Origin of the sequence: Clostridium aquiflavi (assembly GCF_031344075.1) — a bacterium.
GTDB classification, from domain to species: domain Bacteria; phylum Bacillota; class Clostridia; order Clostridiales; family Clostridiaceae; genus Clostridium; species Clostridium aquiflavi.
The window spans coordinates 1-22,021 of the sequence record NZ_JAVJAN010000020.1 but is presented as its reverse complement, the minus strand read 5'-3'; the positions used below and the strand labels follow the sequence as shown (position 1 = coordinate 22,021).

19 protein-coding genes and 1 riboswitch are annotated in these 22,021 nt (G+C 25.8%); of the genes, 5 read left to right on the top strand and 14 right to left on the bottom strand.

Annotated elements, in window-relative coordinates; all coding sequences use genetic code 11:
* Nucleotides 1–326 precede the first annotated feature (326 nt).
* Both RGC78_RS08620 and RGC78_RS08615 read right to left on the bottom strand, forming a co-directional pair.
* Nucleotides 327–983, bottom strand: a complete 657-nt coding sequence (locus RGC78_RS08620) for a DUF6483 family protein (RefSeq protein ID WP_252226180.1) — start codon at nucleotides 981–983, stop codon at nucleotides 327–329.
* Between the two features lie 21 nt (nucleotides 984–1,004).
* The gene (locus tag RGC78_RS08615) at nucleotides 1,005–3,377 is read right to left on the bottom strand and encodes an HAD-IC family P-type ATPase (protein WP_252216148.1); all 2,373 of its coding nucleotides are present in this window, start codon (nucleotides 3,375–3,377) and stop codon (nucleotides 1,005–1,007) included.
* A gap of 288 nt (nucleotides 3,378–3,665) precedes the next feature.
* Between RGC78_RS08615 and RGC78_RS08610 the strand changes: the two genes are divergently transcribed.
* Nucleotides 3,666–4,385 carry a lysophospholipid acyltransferase family protein gene (locus tag RGC78_RS08610; protein WP_309556474.1) on the top strand — a complete coding sequence of 240 codons (720 nt, stop codon included), beginning with the start codon at nucleotides 3,666–3,668 and terminating at the stop codon, nucleotides 4,383–4,385.
* 147 nt (nucleotides 4,386–4,532) lie between these two features.
* A complete protein-coding gene (locus tag RGC78_RS08605) occupies nucleotides 4,533–6,113 on the top strand; it encodes a DEAD/DEAH box helicase (protein ID WP_252216154.1) in 1,581 nt (526 codons plus the stop codon).
* 47 nt (nucleotides 6,114–6,160) lie between these two features.
* Here RGC78_RS08605 and RGC78_RS08600 read toward each other — a convergent pair whose 3' ends face one another.
* The 4 genes from RGC78_RS08600 to RGC78_RS08585 form a co-directional block, all read right to left on the bottom strand.
* The gene (locus tag RGC78_RS08600; protein ID WP_309556472.1) at nucleotides 6,161–6,673 is read right to left on the bottom strand and encodes an Hsp20/alpha crystallin family protein; all 513 of its coding nucleotides are present in this window, start codon (nucleotides 6,671–6,673) and stop codon (nucleotides 6,161–6,163) included.
* Nucleotides 6,674–6,735: 62 nt separating this feature from the next.
* Nucleotides 6,736–7,356, bottom strand: a complete 621-nt coding sequence (locus RGC78_RS08595) for an HDIG domain-containing metalloprotein (RefSeq protein WP_252216161.1) — start codon at nucleotides 7,354–7,356, stop codon at nucleotides 6,736–6,738.
* Between the two features lie 217 nt (nucleotides 7,357–7,573).
* A complete protein-coding gene (locus RGC78_RS08590) occupies nucleotides 7,574–8,521 on the bottom strand; it encodes a phosphotransferase family protein (RefSeq protein WP_252226183.1) in 948 nt (315 codons plus the stop codon).
* Nucleotides 8,522–8,716: 195 nt separating this feature from the next.
* A complete protein-coding gene (locus RGC78_RS08585; RefSeq protein WP_252216166.1) occupies nucleotides 8,717–8,875 on the bottom strand; it encodes a DUF1540 domain-containing protein in 159 nt (52 codons plus the stop codon).
* A 212-nt stretch (nucleotides 8,876–9,087) separates the two neighbouring features.
* Between RGC78_RS08585 and RGC78_RS08580 the strand changes: the two genes are divergently transcribed.
* Entirely contained in the window at nucleotides 9,088–10,176 is a 1,089-nt protein-coding gene (locus RGC78_RS08580; protein ID WP_309556469.1) for a PRK06851 family protein, read from the top strand.
* Nucleotides 10,177–10,449: 273 nt separating this feature from the next.
* Here RGC78_RS08580 and RGC78_RS08575 read toward each other — a convergent pair whose 3' ends face one another.
* The 4 genes from RGC78_RS08575 to RGC78_RS08560 all read right to left on the bottom strand — a co-directional run bounded on the left by RGC78_RS08575 (nucleotide 10,450) and on the right by RGC78_RS08560 (nucleotide 14,344).
* Nucleotides 10,450–11,397 (bottom strand): siderophore ABC transporter substrate-binding protein, encoded by a 948-nt coding sequence (locus RGC78_RS08575; protein WP_252216172.1) that lies wholly within the window; start codon nucleotides 11,395–11,397, stop codon nucleotides 10,450–10,452.
* A 301-nt stretch (nucleotides 11,398–11,698) separates the two neighbouring features.
* Nucleotides 11,699–12,454 (bottom strand): iron ABC transporter ATP-binding protein, encoded by a 756-nt coding sequence (locus RGC78_RS08570; RefSeq protein ID WP_252216175.1) that lies wholly within the window; start codon nucleotides 12,452–12,454, stop codon nucleotides 11,699–11,701.
* Entirely contained in the window at nucleotides 12,451–13,401 is a 951-nt protein-coding gene (locus RGC78_RS08565) for an iron chelate uptake ABC transporter family permease subunit (protein ID WP_252216177.1), read from the bottom strand. The genes RGC78_RS08570 and RGC78_RS08565 overlap by 4 nt, the downstream gene beginning before the upstream one ends.
* A complete protein-coding gene (locus RGC78_RS08560; RefSeq protein WP_252216179.1) occupies nucleotides 13,391–14,344 on the bottom strand; it encodes an ABC transporter permease in 954 nt (317 codons plus the stop codon). Before RGC78_RS08560 ends, RGC78_RS08565 begins: the two co-directional genes overlap by 11 nt.
* Before the next feature lie 209 nt (nucleotides 14,345–14,553).
* Between RGC78_RS08560 and RGC78_RS08555 the strand changes: the two genes are divergently transcribed.
* Nucleotides 14,554–15,291 (top strand): helix-turn-helix transcriptional regulator, encoded by a 738-nt coding sequence (locus RGC78_RS08555; RefSeq protein ID WP_309556467.1) that lies wholly within the window; start codon nucleotides 14,554–14,556, stop codon nucleotides 15,289–15,291.
* A 517-nt stretch (nucleotides 15,292–15,808) separates the two neighbouring features.
* Here the strand turns inward: RGC78_RS08555 and RGC78_RS08550 are convergent.
* A complete protein-coding gene (locus tag RGC78_RS08550; RefSeq protein ID WP_252216187.1) occupies nucleotides 15,809–17,470 on the bottom strand; it encodes a SulP family inorganic anion transporter in 1,662 nt (553 codons plus the stop codon).
* Between the two features lie 315 nt (nucleotides 17,471–17,785).
* Nucleotides 17,786–18,658, bottom strand: coding sequence for a 4-hydroxy-tetrahydrodipicolinate synthase (gene dapA / locus RGC78_RS08545; protein WP_252216190.1), 873 nt, complete (start codon nucleotides 18,656–18,658; stop codon nucleotides 17,786–17,788).
* Nucleotides 18,659–18,788: 130 nt separating this feature from the next.
* Nucleotides 18,789–18,956: riboswitch (Lysine riboswitch) on the bottom strand.
* 381 nt (nucleotides 18,957–19,337) lie between these two features.
* Here dapA and RGC78_RS08540 point away from each other — a divergent pair.
* Nucleotides 19,338–20,141, top strand: a complete 804-nt coding sequence (locus RGC78_RS08540) for an MBL fold metallo-hydrolase (protein WP_252216196.1) — start codon at nucleotides 19,338–19,340, stop codon at nucleotides 20,139–20,141.
* Nucleotides 20,142–20,277: 136 nt separating this feature from the next.
* Here RGC78_RS08540 and RGC78_RS08535 read toward each other — a convergent pair whose 3' ends face one another.
* Both RGC78_RS08535 and RGC78_RS08530 read right to left on the bottom strand, forming a co-directional pair.
* Nucleotides 20,278–21,027: a sulfite exporter TauE/SafE family protein gene (locus RGC78_RS08535; protein WP_252216201.1), complete on the bottom strand. Its 750-nt coding sequence runs from the start codon at nucleotides 21,025–21,027 to the stop codon at nucleotides 20,278–20,280.
* Between the two features lie 81 nt (nucleotides 21,028–21,108).
* Nucleotides 21,109–21,789: a TIGR01906 family membrane protein gene (locus tag RGC78_RS08530; protein WP_309556465.1), complete on the bottom strand. Its 681-nt coding sequence runs from the start codon at nucleotides 21,787–21,789 to the stop codon at nucleotides 21,109–21,111.
* Nucleotides 21,790–22,021 lie beyond the last annotated feature (232 nt).

Genomic DNA, 22,021 nt, shown 5'->3' with positions numbered 1-22,021 from the left:
TTACTAAAAACATTACTTTATATTAATGTTGGTATTTTAATATAAAGGCGAATCTGACATTGGAATTTACTTTTTAGAATCCTTAAGTGAGAAACCAAATTTTACATTTGGATTTTCGAACTTACTCAGCGAAGTCGAGTTTCCTTTTAAAATTTGAATTAATTGCTTGTCAAAAGTAAATGTCCAAATTTTATATTTGGTAACATGAACTTTCACACAGTACAATGTTTCATTGGGAACACGCATTAATTAGACTAAGCTTTATTCTAGTATTCTTAAAGTAAATTCCTTAGCTCAGTGAGCTTTATATTAAAATATTCAACATATTATTTAAGTTTTTTACTAAGTTCTAAATAGCTATCTTCTACTTCTTCTAATGGTAAGTTTCCTTTAATTAATTCTTCTTCTGGCTTTTGTTTTAATTTATTATAGAATTCTAATCCCATTTCTATATTATTTTTATCATTATTACTTTTATCTATAATATAAAACAACATATCTTCTGCTTTATCTAACTTATTCATTAATTCGTAAAACTTAAAGATTTGCATATCACTTTCTAATGGAACATCATATTCTCTTAAATCATTTATTAAACATTCTATATCTTTAATATACTTATCACTATTAATCTCTTCTTCATCATATATTTCATAAAAAGCTTGTAGTGATTTTAAATAATAATTTAACATCATTGATTCATCGTTGTCTTTTAAGCAAATCTTTCCTTGTAATTGTAATAATTCTCCCAGTGCAATATATTTTCCTAAATTATAAGAAGCATCTTTACTAATTATTTCCCTAACACTATTAAATGATAAGGTATCAATAGCATTAATATCTAATCCTACTAAATTTCTAAGCTGATTATTTACTGCAATTTTAGCCTTTGTTATTTCCTCATTTATTAAATTTTTATTTACTTCTTCTTTTATTAAATCTAAGCTATTTTCCATCTCTTTCATATAATCATTTTTAAACATTAATCTCTCACTTCCCAATAACTAATATTCGAATTTAAATACCTTATTAACTTTCTTCCTTACTAAGTCTACTATTTTAGTAATTAATGGAGCTGATAATATTATTACTACTAAAGATATTATCCAATGTCTTAATTTTAATTTTTCTAATGTGAAAATAATTCTTCCTATTGGAGTAATAAACGCAAGTATAACTATTCCAAACATCAAAACTACTAAACAAAATTTAAATGTTGTTAAAGGTCTTGATACTTTAAGTAAAATAATCATACTAACACCTGAAAACATAAGTAATGCTAAAGTTCTACTGTACTCTATGGAAGCTCCTATATAAAATGAACTTATAAATGTTAATGTTGTAAACAATGCTAAGAATATACCATTGGGAATACTCACAGTTAAAATTCTATGTAAAAACCCTTTCTTTACTCCACCTTCGTTAGGAAGTAACGCCAAGAAAAATGCTGGAATACCAATTGCACAACTTCCCACTAATGACATTTGTATTGGTAAAACTGGAAATGGTAAAAATAACAATGAAAAAACTAAAGCTAATATTATAGAGTATACTGTTTTTGATAAAAATAGTTCAGCAACTCTTTCTAAATTATTTATTTGTTTTCTTCCTTCTTCAACAACCTTAGGTAACGCTGAAAAATCTGATTTTAACAATACTAACTGTGCCACTGCTTTAGTTGCATCTGATCCATTTGCCATAGCTATTCCACAATCTGATTCTTTTAACGCAAGTACATCATTTACTCCATCACCAGTCATAGCAACTGTATGACCTGAATTTTGAAGTGATTTAACTATTCTCTTCTTTTGATGAGGCGTTACTCTTCCAAAAACAGTGTTATTTTTAATCATTTCATTAAATTTTTCTTCATTTTCCGGAAGATTTCTAGCATCTATTGAATTTTCCCATCCATTTACTCCTGCTTTTTTAGCAACAGTTGAAACTGTCAGTGGATTATCACCTGATATTATTTTTACTTCTACATCTTGTTTATTAAAATAATCTAATACAGCCGGTGCTTGTTCTCTGATTATGTCTTCTATTAATATTAAAGCTACAGCTTCAATCTCTCCACTTAATTTATAATTAAGTTTATTGTTTTTAACCTTAGCTAAAAGTAATACTCTTCTTCCTTTTGCTGCTTCTTCATCTACTAATGATTTAATGCTACTATATTCTTTATTTAATATAATTTCTGGTGCTCCTATTACCCACGTACCTAAATTTTCAAAGGTAGCACCGCCCCACTTTCTTTTAGAGGAAAATACTATCTTATTTGTGCATTTTAAATCATTATTAAAATCTTTATATATTTCTAAGATGGCTTTTTGAGTTGCATTATTACTAGGTAAATTGTATGTAAGTGCTGCTAATACTGTATCTATTTCTCCTGATTTAATATCACTAATATTTTTTATGTCAACTAATTTTAAATTTCCTTCTGTTAATGTTCCTGTTTTATCTAAACATAATACATCAACTCTTGCTAAAACTTCTGTTGAACATAATTCTTGAACTAGTGTATCATATTTGGCTAGTTTAACTATTGCAACTATGAATGTAGCACTTGTTAAAAGAACCAATCCTTCTGGAATCATACCTATAATTCCAGCTACAGTTCCAATTGATGCTTGTTGCCATGTTACATTGTTTATCATAAGTTGAGTTACTGTAAGTAAAATTGATAACGGAATTATTATCCATATTATTACTCTAAATATTTTATTTATAGCATTTTGTAATTCTGAATTTATTAATTTAAATTTCTTAGCCTCTTCTGCAAGTCTAGATGCATATGTTTCTTTTCCAACATTAGTTACTTTAGCATACGCTTCTCCAGCTACAACAAAACTTCCAGAAAATAATTTATCATCACTATATTTTATAATAGAATCAGATTCTCCAGTTAACATAGATTCGTCAACCTCTAGTTCTACTGATGAAATAACTTCACAATCTGCTAGTATTTGCGCTCCTGTATCCAAATACAATATATCATCTAAAACAATTTTTTCTAAAGGTATTTTTTTTACCTCTCCATTTCTTAGAACATTAGCATAAGCTTCATTTATAACAGATAATTTTTCTAATGTTTTTTTAGCTCTAAGTTCTTGTGCTATACCAATTAAAGTATTAACTAATATAACTCCTGCAAATATTGAATTTTTAGGTGATCCAGCTATTATAACTACTATTGCTAATATTAAATTTATAGTATTAAAACTAGTGAATAAATTAGCTCTAATTATTTGCCATAATGTTCTTGATGGAGCTTTCGGAATATAATTAACTTTTCCTTCAGCAATTCTTTCAGTTACTTCTTTATCACTAAGGCCTATAAGATCATTGTTTTTCTCTAGTGCATCTGTATCCATTTGATCCTCCTCTGCTTTATTTATCTTCATTTTATTTATCGTAATTTTTTTAAATAATTAACAATATTTTATCTACTATAATAATTATATCCTTTTTTATATTATTTTCCTTTAATTTTATATTAAAATAATTTTAAATATATCTTATTATTGGTTTTAAAATTATTATTTTAGGGCTAGAATTAAATTTGTGTGCTTATCCTTTAAGTATTTGCTGCTATCTTTTAAATAATGCATTTTTATAATATACTATATTTATGTAGTAATTAAAATTAAGGATGTGTAAACATGATAAGAACAATAACATTTTCTATAGCCATAATTTTTAGTTTATTATTTGTATCTATGAATAAATTTAAAATTAAATCCTTAGAAAATAAGGGGAATTTAGAAGAAAAAAAAGAATTTATTCATAAAGTTACTTCTAAGTGGGCAAGATTTGTAATGAAAGCTTGTGGTGCAAGAATTAATGTGGTAGGATTAGAAAATATACCTAAAGATGAGACTATATTATTTGTATCTAATCATCAAAGTAATTTTGATATTCCATTATTACTGAGTTCTATTGATGTCCCAAAAGGCTTTATCGCAAAAAAAGAATTAGAAACTGTTCCATTTATTAGTACATGGATGAAATACATAAATTGCGTTTTCATGGATAGAAAAAACTTAAGGAAGTCTGCTGAAGCAATAGTTCAAGGAATTAGCATACTTAAAACTGGCTATTCTATGGTTATATTTCCAGAAGGTACTAGAAGTAAAGGAAAAGAAATTAGTGACTTTAAAGCTGGTAGTTTTAAATTAGCTTTAAAATCAAAATGCGTTATAGTTCCTCTTACTATTAATGGAACTTACAAATTATTAGAGCAAACTAATAGAATAAAGCCTGCAAATGTAGAGCTTGTAGTACATGCACCAATTTATACAAAAGATTTAACAAAGGAAGAACAAGATGAACTTCCAAATAAAGTTAGATCAATAGTATGTAGTAAATATAAAGATAATTAGCAATTTCAAGATTTATAAATTTCAAAATTTGTAAATTTTTTAGATTTGACATTATATAAACTACTCTGTTAAACTTATTTTATTTGACTTATGTAAATTAAGTAATATAAAGTAACCAATTTTAGATAAAAGAAACGAGGATATTTAATGAACGATAACAAATTTTATTCTTTAGGTCTTAAAGACACAATTGTAAAAGCAATAGAGGATTTAGGATTTAATACCCCTTCTCAAATACAAGAAGAAAGTATACCTGTAACACTAGAAGGTTTTGACTTAATTGGTCAAGCACAAACTGGTACAGGAAAAACTGCTGCGTATGGTTGTCCTATACTTAGCAGATTAAATGACACGAACGGAATTAAAGCACTTATTTTAGCTCCTACAAGAGAGCTTGCTGTACAAGTAAATGATGAACTTAAAAAGCTTTCAAAATATGAAAAAGCAAATGTATTACCTGTTTATGGTGGAGAGTCTATCGATAGACAAATCAAAGCCTTAAGAAGAGATAACATTGATATTGTTGTTGGAACTCCTGGAAGAGTGTTAGACCTTATAAACAGAAAAATACTTAAATTAAATACAGTAGATTTCCTAGTATTAGATGAAGCTGACGAAATGCTTAATATGGGATTCATCGAAGATATTGAAACTATAATAAGTAATACTCCTGCTGAAAGACAAACTTTATTATTCTCTGCTACTATGCCTGCTCCAATAGCAAAATTAGCTAAGAATTACATGAAAGCAGATGCTAAGCACGTAGCAATAAAGAGAAGTTCACTTACAGTATCTAAAATAGAACAAAACTATTTTATGATTAACAATAAACATAGACTTGAAGCACTTTGTAGATTATTAGATTTAGATAATCCTTCTTCTGCTATAATATTCTGTCGAACTAAGAGAGGTGTTGACGAATTAGTTGAAGAACTTCAAGGTAAAGGATATGTAGTTGAGGGTATGCATGGAGATATGTCTCAAGTTCATAGATTAACTACTTTAAAGAAATTTAAAGATGGTTCATTAAACTTATTAATCGCAACTGATGTAGCTGCTAGAGGTATTGACGTTGACGGTATTACACATGTAATAAATTATGATTTACCACAAGATGTAGAATCATATGTTCATAGAATAGGAAGAACTGGTAGAGCAAATAGAACTGGTACTGCATATTCTTTAGTAACTCCAAAAGAATTAGGTATGCTTAAACAAATTCAAAGAGTAACTAAAAGTACAATAACAGAAAAATCAGTTCCAACAGCTAATGAAATACATAGTAGAAAATTCACTAATATAGTTAATGAAATTAAAGAAACTATTGATAGTGGTGATTTTAGCACATTTGTTCCAAGTGCTATAGAATTAAATGAAGCTTATGATCCAATTTCTATAATAGCATCTTTAATGAAAATAAAATTCGAAAATGAAAGCAGTTTTGAATATAATACTGATACATTAGATGCACCTAGTGCTTCAAAAAATGATGTACGTTTATTCTTCTCTGTTGGAAAGAAAGATGGCTTAACTCCAAAAATCTTAATAAACTACATAAAAGATCAAAGTAGAGTAAGACCTGCTGCTATTGGTAAAATAGATCTTATGGATAATTTCTCATTTGTGACTATAGATGAAGATGTTTCTTCTAAAGTATTAGAGAAATGTATCGGCGGTAAAATAAATAGAAAAAAAGTTAATGTTGAAGTAGCTAATAAAAGAAAATAATATTTAGAACTTTTATAAAATTAGGGAAGATTTAATCTTCCCTAATTTTAATTTTCTATATAGCTTTTAACATCTATTATTTTAGAGTCTTCATTTAATGCATATTTTTTAGGCATAGATATTTTAAGTACTCCATTTTCTAATATTTTTATAATTTTACTTTCGTCTATAGATTCTATCTTATCAAATTCTTTTTTATAATTTTTCTTTACCATATAATTTGATGAAAGCATCCCTATATGTTGTGATACTTTTTCCATCTTATTTAAATTTATTGATAACTTTCCAGGATTATATTGTATACTGGTTTGTCTTAAATCTACTCCATTCAACTCAATAGTCAATATATACATATCATTATATTCTTCTAATTTTATAAATTCAGCTACATCTTCATTTTGTAAATCTTCTGATTCTTGAGAATATTCTTCTTCATATTCTTGATCTAATTCATTTATTAAACCTGATAAGTCTATATCATCAAAAAAAGATCCTATCATATTTCCCAAATTTCCTATATTTATAGTTCCCCCAAATTTAAATGGAAACATTCTAAACATCTATATACTCCTTAATAATTACTCTAATTCATATTATTAAAAATAATTTTAAATGTTAAATTTTATTTCTTGCTATTCAATGTCTTCTTAAAAAATTCTATATCATTTAAGGTTTGTTCTCTTAATGAATTATCTAATCCACCTCTACCTAATCTATCGCATAATGATACTAATGCTATATCATCTACACTGACATCTTTTAGAATGCCTTCAACATCTTGAAATTTGGTATTTTTAATAACAAATAAACTCTGCATATGCCATCTTATTAATTTTCTAACATATGTTATAAATTCCTGACTCTCATTAAAATAATTTAAAAATTCTTCTGCCATTTCTGCTCCAACTTTATCATGATCATATGAAGTCAATCTTCCTTTTCTCATTTTAGTAGTAGGCTTTTTTCCTATATCATGTAATAATAAAGCCCACATAAATATTCTGTTATCATTACTTATTTCACGTCTTTTAGCACCTTCATCAACTACCATCATTGTATGTATAAATACATTCCCTTCTGGATGATACTTTGGATTTTGAGGTACTTCTTTTAAATCTTTAATCATTGATAGTGGATATTTATCAAAACTACCTTTATGCAATGCTTCATTTAAAAATAAAGATGGTTTTTCATCATTAAGTAAATGATTCTCTATCTCTAAAAATATCTTTTTCTCTTCCATTTTATTATTCTCTCCTATACGTATGGTTCTACTAAGAATCTTTAATAAAGTTAGTATTCCTAAAAAACATCTTTATTATGATTTTTTATTTTTAGTATTCTTAAGTGAGAGTCGGAATTTTATATTTCGCTCCTCGAACTTACTCAGCGACTATCAGAAGTCGAGTTTCCTTTTTACATTTCGTCCACAAGCTTTATACTATAATATCAACACTCTATTAAAACAGTTCTAATGTATTTATTATAAGTTTCTTTATTTCTTTATGTTTATTAGGCATATCATCTTTAGTATTAATTAATTTAATTAAACTAATTAAATCAACTAGCTTAGATATTTTATACCATTCATCAATTAATTTATCATCTGAATATTTATTATACTGTTTTTCAAATATTTTAATTAAATCATTATCAAAATACTCCTCATATCTAAATAATTCACCTATATCTATCAATGGATTTCCTGCCATAGAAAATTCCCAATCTATTATTGCAGATATTTTATTATCTTTTACAAGTATATTAGTTCCTTGAAAATCGCCATGAATTAAAGATATATTTTTATCTAATTCTAATAACATTTCTTTATTATAATTTACTATATAATTTATTTTCTTAACTATATTATCACCTAATCTATTTTTAAAATTTATCCCCATATTTTCTTCATACCATGTATATAGCGGGGATAACTTGTGGATTATATTTAAGTTTTTATCTAGTTTTCCACATTCTTTATATTTAAATTTATGTATCTTTGCTAATGTCATAGCTAATTCTTCTATTAAATTTTTATCAATTTTAGATCCACCTCTAATTGCCTTACCTAAATTAACCCCCTCTATATATTCATAAATACCAAAAATCTTATTTTTTATAATATTACTACTAGATATTAAATAAACTCTTTGTACTAAAATATCATTTTTAAGTAGATTTAATAAATTATTTTCCCTTTCATAATAGCAATCACACTCAGGGAATATTTTAAGTATATATTTATTTCTATTATTAGTTTCTAATACATAATTACTGCTTCTACACCCTTCGTTAATAGGATCTATACTCTCTACCTCTTCATTTAATAAAGTTTTCTTAAAAAGCTTATTAGCTATATCTAAATCTATATAAAAAAAAGGTAACGACCTCTCCCAATTATATTCCATAAAGTTTCCTCCATATTCTTAAGTTCAATTGTTCAGTCCAGCTTTACTTATCCCTTTAATACTCAGCTAAAACACAGCCTTTATTTAAATTAAATTTTAAAATCACCGTACTAAATTTAATTATAATAGAAAAAGAGATTTAAAGAAAAATTTTCTTTAAATCTCTTTCACTACTTGGGTTAATTATAAACTAAATTATCTTAGTTGAAAAGATTCACAATCTGTACATTCTACTTGTTTTGGATGTGATTCATGTGTACCTACATTAATTTGATCTAACGTACAATAATTTTGTGACTCATTATGATATTTGCATGATGCAACTGAACATTTTATACTTGGATTTTTATTCATATTCTTCACTCCCTATAATTTGTTACAAGAATATTATGTGCTTTATATGTTTTTTTATACTTTTATTAAATTCAAAAATTTGATTCTGTTTTAAATGACATACAAAAATCTTAATACTTAATTAATGTATATTTTATCAAATTTACACATATAAAAATTCTAGTCATATAATATTTAGTGTTAAAATTATTTTTATTTAGGAGTTGATGAACTTGGCTGGAAAAATTTTAAATTATTTTGCTTCTGCTAATACTTCAAAAGGGTTTTGTAACTTATTTTCATCTAATTTAGATAACTTAGATAAAATATATATTCTAAAAGGTGGACCTGGCTGTGGAAAATCTACACTTATAAAATCTATTGGAGATGAATGGTGCAATAAAGGTTATGATATAGAATTCATTCACTGTTCTTCTGATAATGATTCTCTTGATGGAGTAATAATACCAAAAATTAAAGTAGCAATAGTTGATGGAACTGCTCCTCATGTTATAGAACCTACTGCTCCTGGTGCTATTGAAGAGTATGTTAACTTAGGCGTTGCTTGGGATACTAATAAATTAAAAGAACATACAAAAGATATACTAAAAATTAAAAAGCATATTTCATCTTGTTATAATAATGCTTATAAACTATTTGAAAAAGCCCTTGTAATACATGATGATTGGGAAAAAATATACATTGAAAATATGGATTTTAAAAAAGCAAATGAACTAACAGCAGATGTTATAAAAAAACTTATAGGAAATACTAAATTCAACAAAACTGCTGTAATAAAAGATAGATTTTTAGGTGGATCTACACCTAAAGGCCCCGTTAATTTTGTTGAAAACTTAACTGAGAACGTTTCTAATAGATATTTTGTAAAAGGAAGACCTGGGTCTGGAAAATCTACACTATTAAAAAAATTAGTAAAAGAATGTAAGTTAAGAGGAATTGATGCTGAAGTATATCATTGTGGATTTGATCCAGATAGCCTAGATATGGTTATAATGAGAGAATTAGACGTATGCATCTTTGATTCAACTGCTCCACATGAATATTTTCCAACTAAAGAAAATGATTTTGTAATAGATATGTATACAGAACTAATAACTCCAGGTACTGATGAAAAATATGCTAATAACTTATCTGTTATTCAATCAAAATATAAAGAAGAAATTTCAAAAGCTACCCTATATCTTGCAAAAGCTAAATCTTATCATGATGATTTAGAAAAGATATATATTAATACAATTGATTTTAATAAAATTGATGATATAAAGCAAAGTTTAGTTGATTTAATAAAAACTTTTGAATAAACACAAAATCTATCAAATCAATTAAAAATATCAAATAATTTATGTAAATTAAGTATTTGATTTTAAATATAACTGGAATTTAACTTTCCAGTTATATTTAAAATTTCCTTGTGGAATACTAAAATTATGATTTAAATTATTCTCTACATTTTTTGATAACAAAAAAGTTCTTTATAACTATGCCTATTCTATTATCTTATTAAAAGAAAAAAATCATATGTAGACATTATTCTACACATGATTTTTAATTTACATTGAAAATTCTATAAATATTTACTTAAATGCTTGTTCAATTTCTTCTATCATTGTTAATGTTGTATTTATTCCACCAGTTGCTATATACCATACATTAGCATCTAAATATACTATATTATTATTTTTGTATGCATTCGTACTTTTTACTAATTCATTATCTAAAAGGGCTTTAGCAGATATTTGTCCTCCAGTTACTGCACTTCTATCTACTACGAAAAGATAATCTGGATTCTTTTCAACAAGATATTCAAATGAAGCCTTTTGTCCATGAGTAGATGATTCAATATCACTATCTACTGGCGCAACACCAAAGTTTTGATGAATTATTCCAAACCTTGATTCTTTACCATATACACTAAAGCTTCCATCATTAGCTAATATTATTAATCCATTCTTTTGACTTTCACTTGTCTTTTTATTTAATTCTGCAATTTTAGAATTTATTCCTTGAAGTTTTTTATTAATTTCACCTTCTTTATCAAATATTTGACCTAAAGTATTCATATTGTTAGTAAATGACTCCATATAACTTTCATTTTCTATTCCTAAGTATATTGTTGGAGCTATCTTACTAAATTCATCATAACTTTCTTCTTGTCTACCTGATATTATAATTAAATCAGGCTTTGCTTCATGTACTTTTTCAAAATTTGGCTCTTTTATTCCACCAACACTTATATACTGATCAGAACTATATTTGTCTAAATAAGAAGGTATTCCATCTTTAGGTACTCCTACCACATTAATTCCTAATGCATCTAAAGAATCTAGTACACCATAATCAAATACTACTACTCTTTTTGGATTTTTAGTTACTTCAGTTTCACCTAATTTATGTGTAATTGTTATTTTCTCATTATTATCATTACTACCTTTTCCTGCAAACTTAGTAGCTTCTACTATTCCAAAAAGTCCTACTATTATTGCTACCACTATTATTATTGTTTTTTTACTTATATTTTTCATTTTTTCCTCCTATATTTTTCATTTATTATTGTTTTTACTTATTTTTCCTCCTAAATTTAATATCTAAGCTATACGACTCCATAATTAATATTCTATTCTTTAATGATAATCTAATAGTAATTAATACTAGTTTGCGTCTAATAGTCTACTTAGTGACTAAAAAATAGATTCTATTCAATTAGATATACACTTTATACTCTTCAGACAGCTCTGCAATGATCTTTAATCTATTATTATCAAAGAATATACGTTAATTAATATGGATCACTTTAATAGCCTGTCTAGTGCCTTAAAACGTAGATTAAAAATACACACATATTGGTCTATTATCTATATTTGTAACATTAAAATTCATTTCATATATGCTTTCTAAAATCTCCTTATTTATTATTTCACTTGTTTTTCCTTGATTAACTACTTTTCCATCTTTTAAAGCCACTATATAGTCAGAGTAACATGATGCAAAGTTTATATCATGAATAACTATTATGACAGTTTTACTCTTTTCATTGACTAATCTCTTTAAAATTTTCATAATCTCAACTGAATGTTTCATATCTAAATTATTAAGTGGTTCATCTAAAAGTATATATTTAGTATCTTGAGCTATAACCATAGCTATATAAGCTCTTTGCCTTTGTCCTCCACTTAATTCATCTAAATATCTATCTTGCAAATCAGTAAGTTCCATATAATTAATAGCTTCATCAACAAAAGCTTTATCTTCACTCGTTAAATTTCCACCACAATAAGGAAATCTTCCAAATGTAACTAGCTCTCTAACTGTAATTCTTATGTTTATATTATTGTTTTGTTTCAATATAGATATTGTTTTTGATAAATCTTTATCTTGCCATGTAGATAATTCTTTAGCATCAATTACGACATCGCCACTGTCTTTTTTAGCAAGTCTACTTATCATTGATAGTAATGTACTCTTACCTGCTCCATTAGGCCCAATAAATGATATTATCTGATTTTCATGTAAATCTAAAGAGACATTATCTACTACTTTTTTTTCACCATATTTTTTAGTTATATTTTTTACTGTTATCATACACTTCTCTCCTTTAGTAAAAGGTATATGAAATAAATTCCTCCAACAAAATTTATAATTACACTTACTGTTGTTCCAAAATTCATATATCTCTCAACTATTAATTGTCCTCCAATTAAAGCAACTATACTTATAAGAATTGATGCACTAAATAAGTGTTTATGCTTATAAGTAGGTAACATCTGCCTCGCTATATTTACTACTAAAAGTCCTAAAAATGTTATTGGCCCAACTAATGCTGTAGCTACTGATACAAGTATTGCTACACAAATAAGCATCTTTTTTACAATATTATCGTAATCTACACCTAAATTAATAGAATGTTCTCTTCCTAATAGCATTACATCTAAAGTATCTAAATGTTCATAAACATATGCAAATACAAGAATTACTATTATAAGAGATATAAAAAGTACATTTGTATTTACATTATTAAAACTTGCAAACATTTTATTTTGTAAAGTTTGAAACTCATTAGGATCAATAACTACCTGCATAAAAGATGTTAAACTCTCAAATAATGTTCCAAATACAAGCCCTACAAGAAGTAAAAAGAATATATTTTTACTTCCCTTCTTAAATAAGAACTTATACAAAATTCCTGTAAAACAGAGCATTGTTATAAGTGATAAGAAGAAGTTCAATTTTTTATCAGTCAAAAATAAATTGCTAGATCCAAATAAAAACACTATTATTGTTTGAATTAACATATATAATGAATCAAGTCCAATAACACTAGGTGTTAATATATGATTCTGACTTATAGTTTGAAATATCACAGAAGAAAATGCTATAGATGCTCCTGTTAAAACTATTGCTATAACTTTAGGAATCCTTCTTGACAGTGCATATGAAAGATTATTTGAATTTAATCCTATTACTACAAACAATACACAAAGTATTATTGCTGAAAAACTAAGTATTAATAATTTCTTATTATGCCTCATAACCAGACCTCCTAAATATTAAGTAAAGGAATGCTATACTACCTATTACCCCTACTGTTAAGCTTATTGATATTTCATATGGATAGATAATCAGTCTTCCTAAAATATCACATATTAATAAAAAGATAGGTCCTATTAAGGCTGTAAATCCTAATACATTTTTTAAATTATCTCCATAATACATAGTCACTATATTAGGCACTATAATACCTAAGAATGGTATTGCTCCTATTGTTATAACTACCACTGATGAGATTAAGGCCACTATTACCAGTCCTAAATTAACAACACGATTATACTTTATTCCTAAATTTGTACAAAAGTCCTCTCCCATTCCAGCGATAGTAAACTTATTAGCATATATAGCTGCTATTATTACAAGAGGTATACTTATATATAATAGTTCATATTTCCCTTTCATGATTAATGAGAAATCGCCTTCCATCCATGAATTTATATTTTGAACAAGATCATACCTATAAGAGAAAAACATAGTTATTGAACCAACTATTTTTCCAAGCATCATACCTATAAGAGGTATAAAAACTATATTTTTAATCTTTATTTTCTTTTGTATTTGCATAAATAAAAGTGTTCCAAGTATTGAAAATGTAAATGATAAAAGCATTTTATTCATCATAGTTGCCTGTGGAAATATAAGCATACATACTAATATTCCTAATTTAGCAAAATCTATTGTTCCAGCAGTTGTAGGTGAAACAAATTTATTCCTACTTATCTGCTGCATTATAAGTCCACTTATACTCATTCCAATTCCAGCAAAGATTATACTTATAAGCCTTGGTAATCTACCAATTAACATAAGGTTTATTTTTTCACTATCTAAACTAATAATATCTGATAATGATATGTCACTTACTCCAATAAATAATGAAGCTATTGACAGTATTACCAACAATATTAACAAGTATATTTTTTTCATTTTTCCTCCATATGTAATATAATTAAATTATATTTTTATAATTTAATGTTTTCTTTTGTATAATTTATATTTTTAATGTTTTAATTTTAAATATGGTTATCTTTTTAAAATTAATAATCATTCTCAATTAGTATACATTTTTATTTAGTTCATGTCTTAAAGTATATATATTTTTTTTAAACTATATTTGTATAATAAAGGAGGATCATTTGGAAACTAAAGAAAAAAACTTATTGTTTATCATTGAAAACTTTTATTTATGTACATCGATGCCAATAAAAGTTGTAGATTCTATTGGAAAAATCATTTTATCAAAAGGTAATGTTGAAGATTCTAATGAAGATTTTATATGTAAACATATAATAAATTTAATATATGAAAAACAAAATCTAAAAAACAATTTTCAGATAGTAGAATATATTGATTTGAATTTTGCTATTTGTCCATATTTATTTAATGATGATAATTTCTTTTTTATTTTAGGACCTTTTAATAAAGAAAAAATTGAGAATTCAAAGTTTATCTATAGACCATTACACTGTATACCTCATCTCATACAGTTACTATATAATTTTGATAATAATAAGCATATCTATAAACATGAGTATATAATAAATAAAATATATAGTTTTCATATAAAAAGAGCCTTAGAATATATACATGAAAACTATAAAAAAAATATTACTTTAGATGACATAGTCTCTCATGTAAATATAAATAAAAGCTATTTTTGTAGTTTATTTAAAAAAGAAATCGGTAAAACTTGTACACAATATATAAATTCTTTAAGAATAAAAGAAAGTGAAGAGTTATTGCTTAATACAGAAATGTCATTACTAGATATATCTCTAACTGTAGGTTTTAATAATCAAAACTACTATAATAATTTATTTAAAAAAGAACATCGCATTTCTCCTCTTCAATTTAAGAATAAATATTTTAGCTAATAATCTATCTTTTATAAAGTTATTCTTATATTCGTAAGTAAGTGGGTTAAGTATTTGAACTTAGTAATTCTAAAAATTTAATTCCAATATTATCTTGTTTAATATATCAATACATTTCATTAATTATCTGTAAATTAGCTAATGTCTTTTATATTTTTAGATTACTTCATTTGATTGCAATGGATAGTCTGTTCTAAGTAAGCTAATGCCTTTTACATTTGAATGAAGTAATAACAATACTAGATACTTACAATTGACTTTAAATGAACTAATGTCTTTTATATTTTGATTACTATGTATATCAAAATATATTTCAATATATACAAAATAATCATTTAAATTAAAAACCGTCATAGATAATAATTTTATAATTATTTTCTATGACGGTTTTTATATACTATAATCTAATATATTTGTTGAAATTAAAGATTGCTATTTTAGTATATCATTATGTTATACTTTACTTTTTAAATCTCATTTAATCTAATTATGTATAATATAGATCTATTTTAAAAATTTAACTTACAAAACTAGATATATTTTTTATATATCCACTTGCTACAGTTATAGCTTCTCTTTTAGTGTTGTATATATTTTCTTCACCAATTGCATCTGAAATTCCCATATTTCCTAAAACATTTCTTGGTTGTTCTTGAACATGTGTTATTAAAAGTTTTATTTTATTTTTTCTGCAATGTTTAAGTAGTTTACCTAATGCCTCTATTGCTGAAGCATCTATTGCATAACTATGTCTCATATCTAATATAAGAACTTCTGCCGTTGATTTAACAGCATTAACTTTAATTAAGAAATCTTGTACAATTCCAAAGAACAATGGTCCATCAACTTGATAAACAAGTATCTTTCCATCAGCTTCTTTTAACATATCTAAAACTTCTTCATCAAATACCTCTTCATCTACTAAATCTCTAATAGCAGTTGTTTCAGATACTCTCTTCATAAATAAGAACATAGCCATAAGCATTCCAAATCCAATAGCTACTACTAAGTCAAACACTATAGTGAAGAAGAACGTTATAACTAATACAATAACATCACTCTTAGGTGCTTTTAATAATGACTTAAATGTTCTCCATTCACTCATATTATAAGATACAACAGCTAATATTGCTGCAAGAGATGTCATAGGTATTAATTTAGCAATTGGCATTAAAATTAGCATAATAGCTAGTAATGTTACAGCATGTACAATACCTGAAATTGGACTTCTTCCTCCATTTTTAACATTTGCTGCTGTTCTTGCTATAGCTCCTGTTGCTGGTATTCCACCAAATAATCCTGATACAATATTACCTATACCTTGTGCAACAAGCTCCATATTAGAATCATGAGTATCTCCTATCATGCCATCAGCTACTACTGCTGATAATAACGATTCTAATCCAGCTAATATAGCAATTGTCATCGCTGGTGCAAATAATTGATTTATTGTGCTTATACTTAATTTAGGTAACATTGGCATCGGTATTGAAGATGATAATGTACTAAATCTATCACCTATAGTTTCTACTGGTAATTTAAAAGCCATTACTAGTACAGTAGATACAATTAACGCCACCAATGAACCTGGTATTGTTTTATTAACTTTTGGCCATAAAGCAATAATAAGTACGCATAATATACCTATTAATAATGTTGAAGTACTTAATGTATTCATATGTGAAAAATAACTTTGCCATTTTGGAATAAATTCTGCTGGAACATTATCTATTGTTAATCCAAAAAAGTCTTTTATTTGAGTGGATAATAAGGTTACTGCTATACCACTAGTAAAACCTACAGTTATTGTTTGAGGTATGTATTTAATTACTGTTCCAAATTTTAATAATCCCATTATAACTAGAATGATTCCTGCCATTATTGTAGCTGTAATTAATCCATCTAATCCGTACTGTTGAATAATAGAATAAATTATAATTACGAAAGCTCCAGTTGGTCCTCCGATTTGAACTTTACTTCCACCCAAAAGTGAAATTACAAAGCCTGCAAAAATTGCAGTAATAAGTCCCTTTTCAGGTGATACTCCTGATGATATCGCTAACGCTATTGATAAAGGTAAGGCTATTATAGCAACAATAATTCCTGATATAATATCTTTTGCTATCTGATTCTTAGTAATATCCTTTTGTTTTATCATTGTAAGTAGTTTAGGTAACATTATTTATATCTCCCCCTATCATATTATTTGAAACTACATTTTAGTAGTATTTTTAATTAAATTGTACGTATCAATAAAAAAACTCAACTTATTTTAAAATTGAACGCAACCCTTTTATATTACTCCTAAATATTTGAATAGTCAAAAATATTTGAGAATATAAAGAAGAAGCTTCTAATTAAATGCCACTTAACAAAAAAAATAAAACTAAAGAGATTTTATCTCCTTAATTTTATTTATTTAAAAAATATCCCCATATTTTTTACTTATTACTTATTACTTATTGCTAATTGTCCTAGCCCCTTATATAAATAGTTATTTAGAAAATAACATATTATCTAATTTATTCTTAAGTTCATCTGTTATATTAATTAATGGTAATCTAACTTCATCAGAATCAATTAATCCCATGTTTTTTAAACAATATTTTAATGGAGTTGGATTAGGTTCATTAAATAATAATGGTATAACCTTGGAAATCTCTCTCCATGTTTTTAATGCTTCTTTATAATCATTTGATTTCATATCATTATATACTTTTATAAAACTTTTTGTGTTTAAGCTTGCAGATGCTAAAATTCCACCATCACCGCCAAGCGCCAATGTAGTATAAAAAAGAGCATCTTCTCCTGTTAATATTGAAAAATCATCACTTGGTCTGTTTAATAATAACTCTGAAGTTTGGCTTATATTTCCCGAGCAATCTTTTATTCCAACTATATTTTCTAGCTCTGCCAACTTATATATAGTTTCATTTTCTATATTAACTCCAGTTCTATAAGGAATATTATATATTAGTATATTTCTATCTGTAGATTCAGATATACTCTTAAAATGTTCATAAATTCCTCTTTGATTTGGTCTAGAATAATACGGTGCTACTGATAATATTCCATCAACATTATTATCTTTAGCTATTTTTAATCTTTTTATTACTTCAGATGTGTTATTTCCTCCAAGTCCTACATAAACTTTTGTTCTACCATTATTATATTCCATTGTTTTTGATAGTATTTCATTATACTCAAAAGATGATATTGTCGAGCTTTCCCCAGTAGTTCCCAATGGTATTATTCCATCTACACCTTGTTCTATATAATAATCTACCAATTTTTTATAGCAAACAAAATCAACACAATTATCTTTAAATGGTGTTACAAGTGGTATTATTATTCCTTTAATTTTCATAATTATTCCCCCTAAAAATATTGCTATAAGAAAACCCGTTATAGTAATACTATAACGGGTAGAGTTTCATTGCTAAAGCTTATAAAGATATTATTTCTTTAAATTAAAATTTAACAATAACATCTTAGTAAATCCTTGTAGCTCTCCACTTGCGTGACAGTTATGCATATATTATATACATACCCAGAAATAAATTTTTGCTTGATTTATTTCTTCGGCCATTATACCTTTCCTTATTAGTCAACGTTTGCCAACTTCTAAATAAGTACTATTTATAAACAGCTCCTCTACCTTAGGTTTTCCGTATTCATTTTGACCATTATATCATTTTTAAACATTACTGTAAAGTACTTACAAGATATATTTAATATAATAATTACATTTATTGTTTTTGTTTTGTGAACTAGCAGTGCTTTCTTAGAGGTTTTATATTTAAGTTCCCCTTATTATTAAATGGAAGGACACACTATCTTTATCCCTCGTAGCTTGAACTATTTCAGGAATACATTTTTTTCTTTTATTAATATATTTAATGAACAATTCACCTTCTTGCCTGATGACAAATATCCATTGCAACTTTAGACTTATTATTTATTTTCATGTGCCTTATTGTTATAAATACATATAAACTTTATAATTATATTGTCTTAAATAATGAATTATAAGGGGATGAAATCTTATGGAATCTATAACTATGCTTGGTACTGGATCTGCTATGGTAACCAAATGCTATAATACTTGTTTCACTTTATCAAAAGATAATGAGCATTTTCTTATAGATGCAGGTGGTGGAAATACCATATTGTCAAATCTTGAAAAAGCAAACATAAATATAAATCAAATACATAATATGTTTATATCTCATAATCACAATGATCATGTGCTAGGAAGTGTGTGGGTAATTCGTTCAGTAGCAAATGGAATGTTAAATGATAAATATGATGGGATTTTTAATATTTATTGTACTAAAAAATCTATTGAGGCTATTAAAACGATTTGTTCTTATGTACTTCAAAATAAATTTTTAAAACTATTTGATGATAAAATAATATTTAATGAAATTGAAAATAATACTGAAGTTAATATATTAGGACGAAGAACAATATTTTTTGATATACATAGCACTAAAGAATTGCAGTTTGGATTCAAAACTTTTTTATCAAATGGTAAAACTTTAACTTTTCTAGGAGATGAACCATATAGAGAAGTGGTGAGAGATTTTTGTGAAAATGTAGATTATTTATTTCATGAAGCATTTTGTTTATATTCTCAAAAAGAAATCTTTAAACCATATGAAAAACATCATGCAACTGTAAAAGATGCTTGTAATAATGCTAAAATCTTAGCTGTAAAAAATGTTATACTGTATCATACTGAAGATAAAGATTTATCACATAGAAAAGAATCATATCTTAATGAAGGTAAAGAAGAGTTTAATGGATATATATATGTTCCAGATGACTTAGAAATAATATATTTGTAAAAATATAAACGATATTAATTATAAGCTCTATTTTCAATATAACTTATAATTAATATCGTTTAACATTTCTATTATGTAATTCTATTTTTAATATTCTTATATTAAAACTTAACACTGTTTAAAAACATAATAACTTTTATATTAAATCAAGTATAACTTTTATAAATAATAAACCAATAGCTACAAATATTATTGGCTTTATTATTTTGTCGCCATTTTTAATAGCTAAATGGGCACCTAAATAATTACCAACTATTGCACATACAGCTGCTGGTACTCCAATAGAGAACATAACTTTCCCACCTAATATATATGCTATTAATGCCGAAAAGTTAGAGGCTAAATTTACAATTTTAGCATTTCCAGATGCAGTTATAAGATTAAATCCCAATATTCCTGTAAAACATATAACTAAAAAAGTTCCTGTTCCTGGCCCAAAAAATCCATCATATGCACCTAAAAACAACCCAATAATAAAAGATAACATGTACAATTTTTTATTAGATATTTCTTTTTTATTCTTAATCCCAAAATTTCTATTAAACAATAAAAATAATGAAACAATAGGTAAAATTATTATTAAACAATAATTTAAATATTTTTCATTTAGCAATAATACTATTTGTGCCCCAAACCACGATCCTATTAATGCTCCTGCTGCAGATAATAATGCTGGCTTTATTTTTATGTTTCCACTTCTAAAAAATTTTATTGATGAAACAGAAGTACCAATACAACTTGCAAATTTATTAGTTCCATATGCAATATGAATTGGTATTCCAGCAAAAATATATGCAGGCAAAGATATTATACCTCCACCACCTGCTACAGCATCAATAATTCCCGCTAAAAATACAAGTGGACATATTATTAATAATACTTCCATATAATCCCCCTAATTATTTACTATCTTATAATTTTAAGGGGTATACAAATAAGTGTCAAACTATTAATACTTGATATTTAACTATTTACAGTTTTTATAATAATATATTTTTGAAATTAAGGCATATACTAATATAAATATCAGTATAATCACACTCATTATCATAAAGAATTCTTCAGGTAATACATCAATTATTGGATCTAAATTAGAGTCAAACGCCCAATAATTATTTCTAAAAAATATTTTATGAAATGTGATAAATATTTCTGAAAAATTAATTAAAATACATAACATTAAAAATGTAACAAATACAAGTATATAATTAGCACTACTATTTAATATATATTTCAGCTCTATATAATTATCATACCTTATTTTATCTCTTATAAGAAAGTATACTCCCATTAATATCATGACTAAAAAAATATATATATCAATATAGATAAATATTCTTTTTACATCTTGAAAATGAATTTCTCCCTGAATACTCATAGAAAAATTAGGAAAATATAACTTTTCAATAAATGGATTTTGTAAATAAACTATTATTTTTTTATAGTTAATCATTAATTCTTCCACAGTTAATCCACTGACTTTTGATAAATTGTATTTATATATAGTTAACTTGTATATAAAAGTTAAATTTAATGTAATAATTACAGAAATTGAAATTGTAAATAAAGCATTAAATATACCTAATACAGAATTTATAAATTGTTTAGTTTTATAACCTTTATATGATGTCTGTAAATTATTACTCATAAATTACCCCCATAATCTTTATTTATGTTATACATTATAATTATACTCTAATTAAATGTAAAATAATACAAGTTATGTAATCTGATTTAAACTTTTAAATAAGTACATAAGATAATGTTTATAAACTTGTGGATAAACTGAAAAAAGAAACTAAAAAAGAGATAGTTGTTATAACTATCTCTTTAAACTTACCTGGCAACGTCCTAATCTCCCACACAGTCTCCCGTGCAGT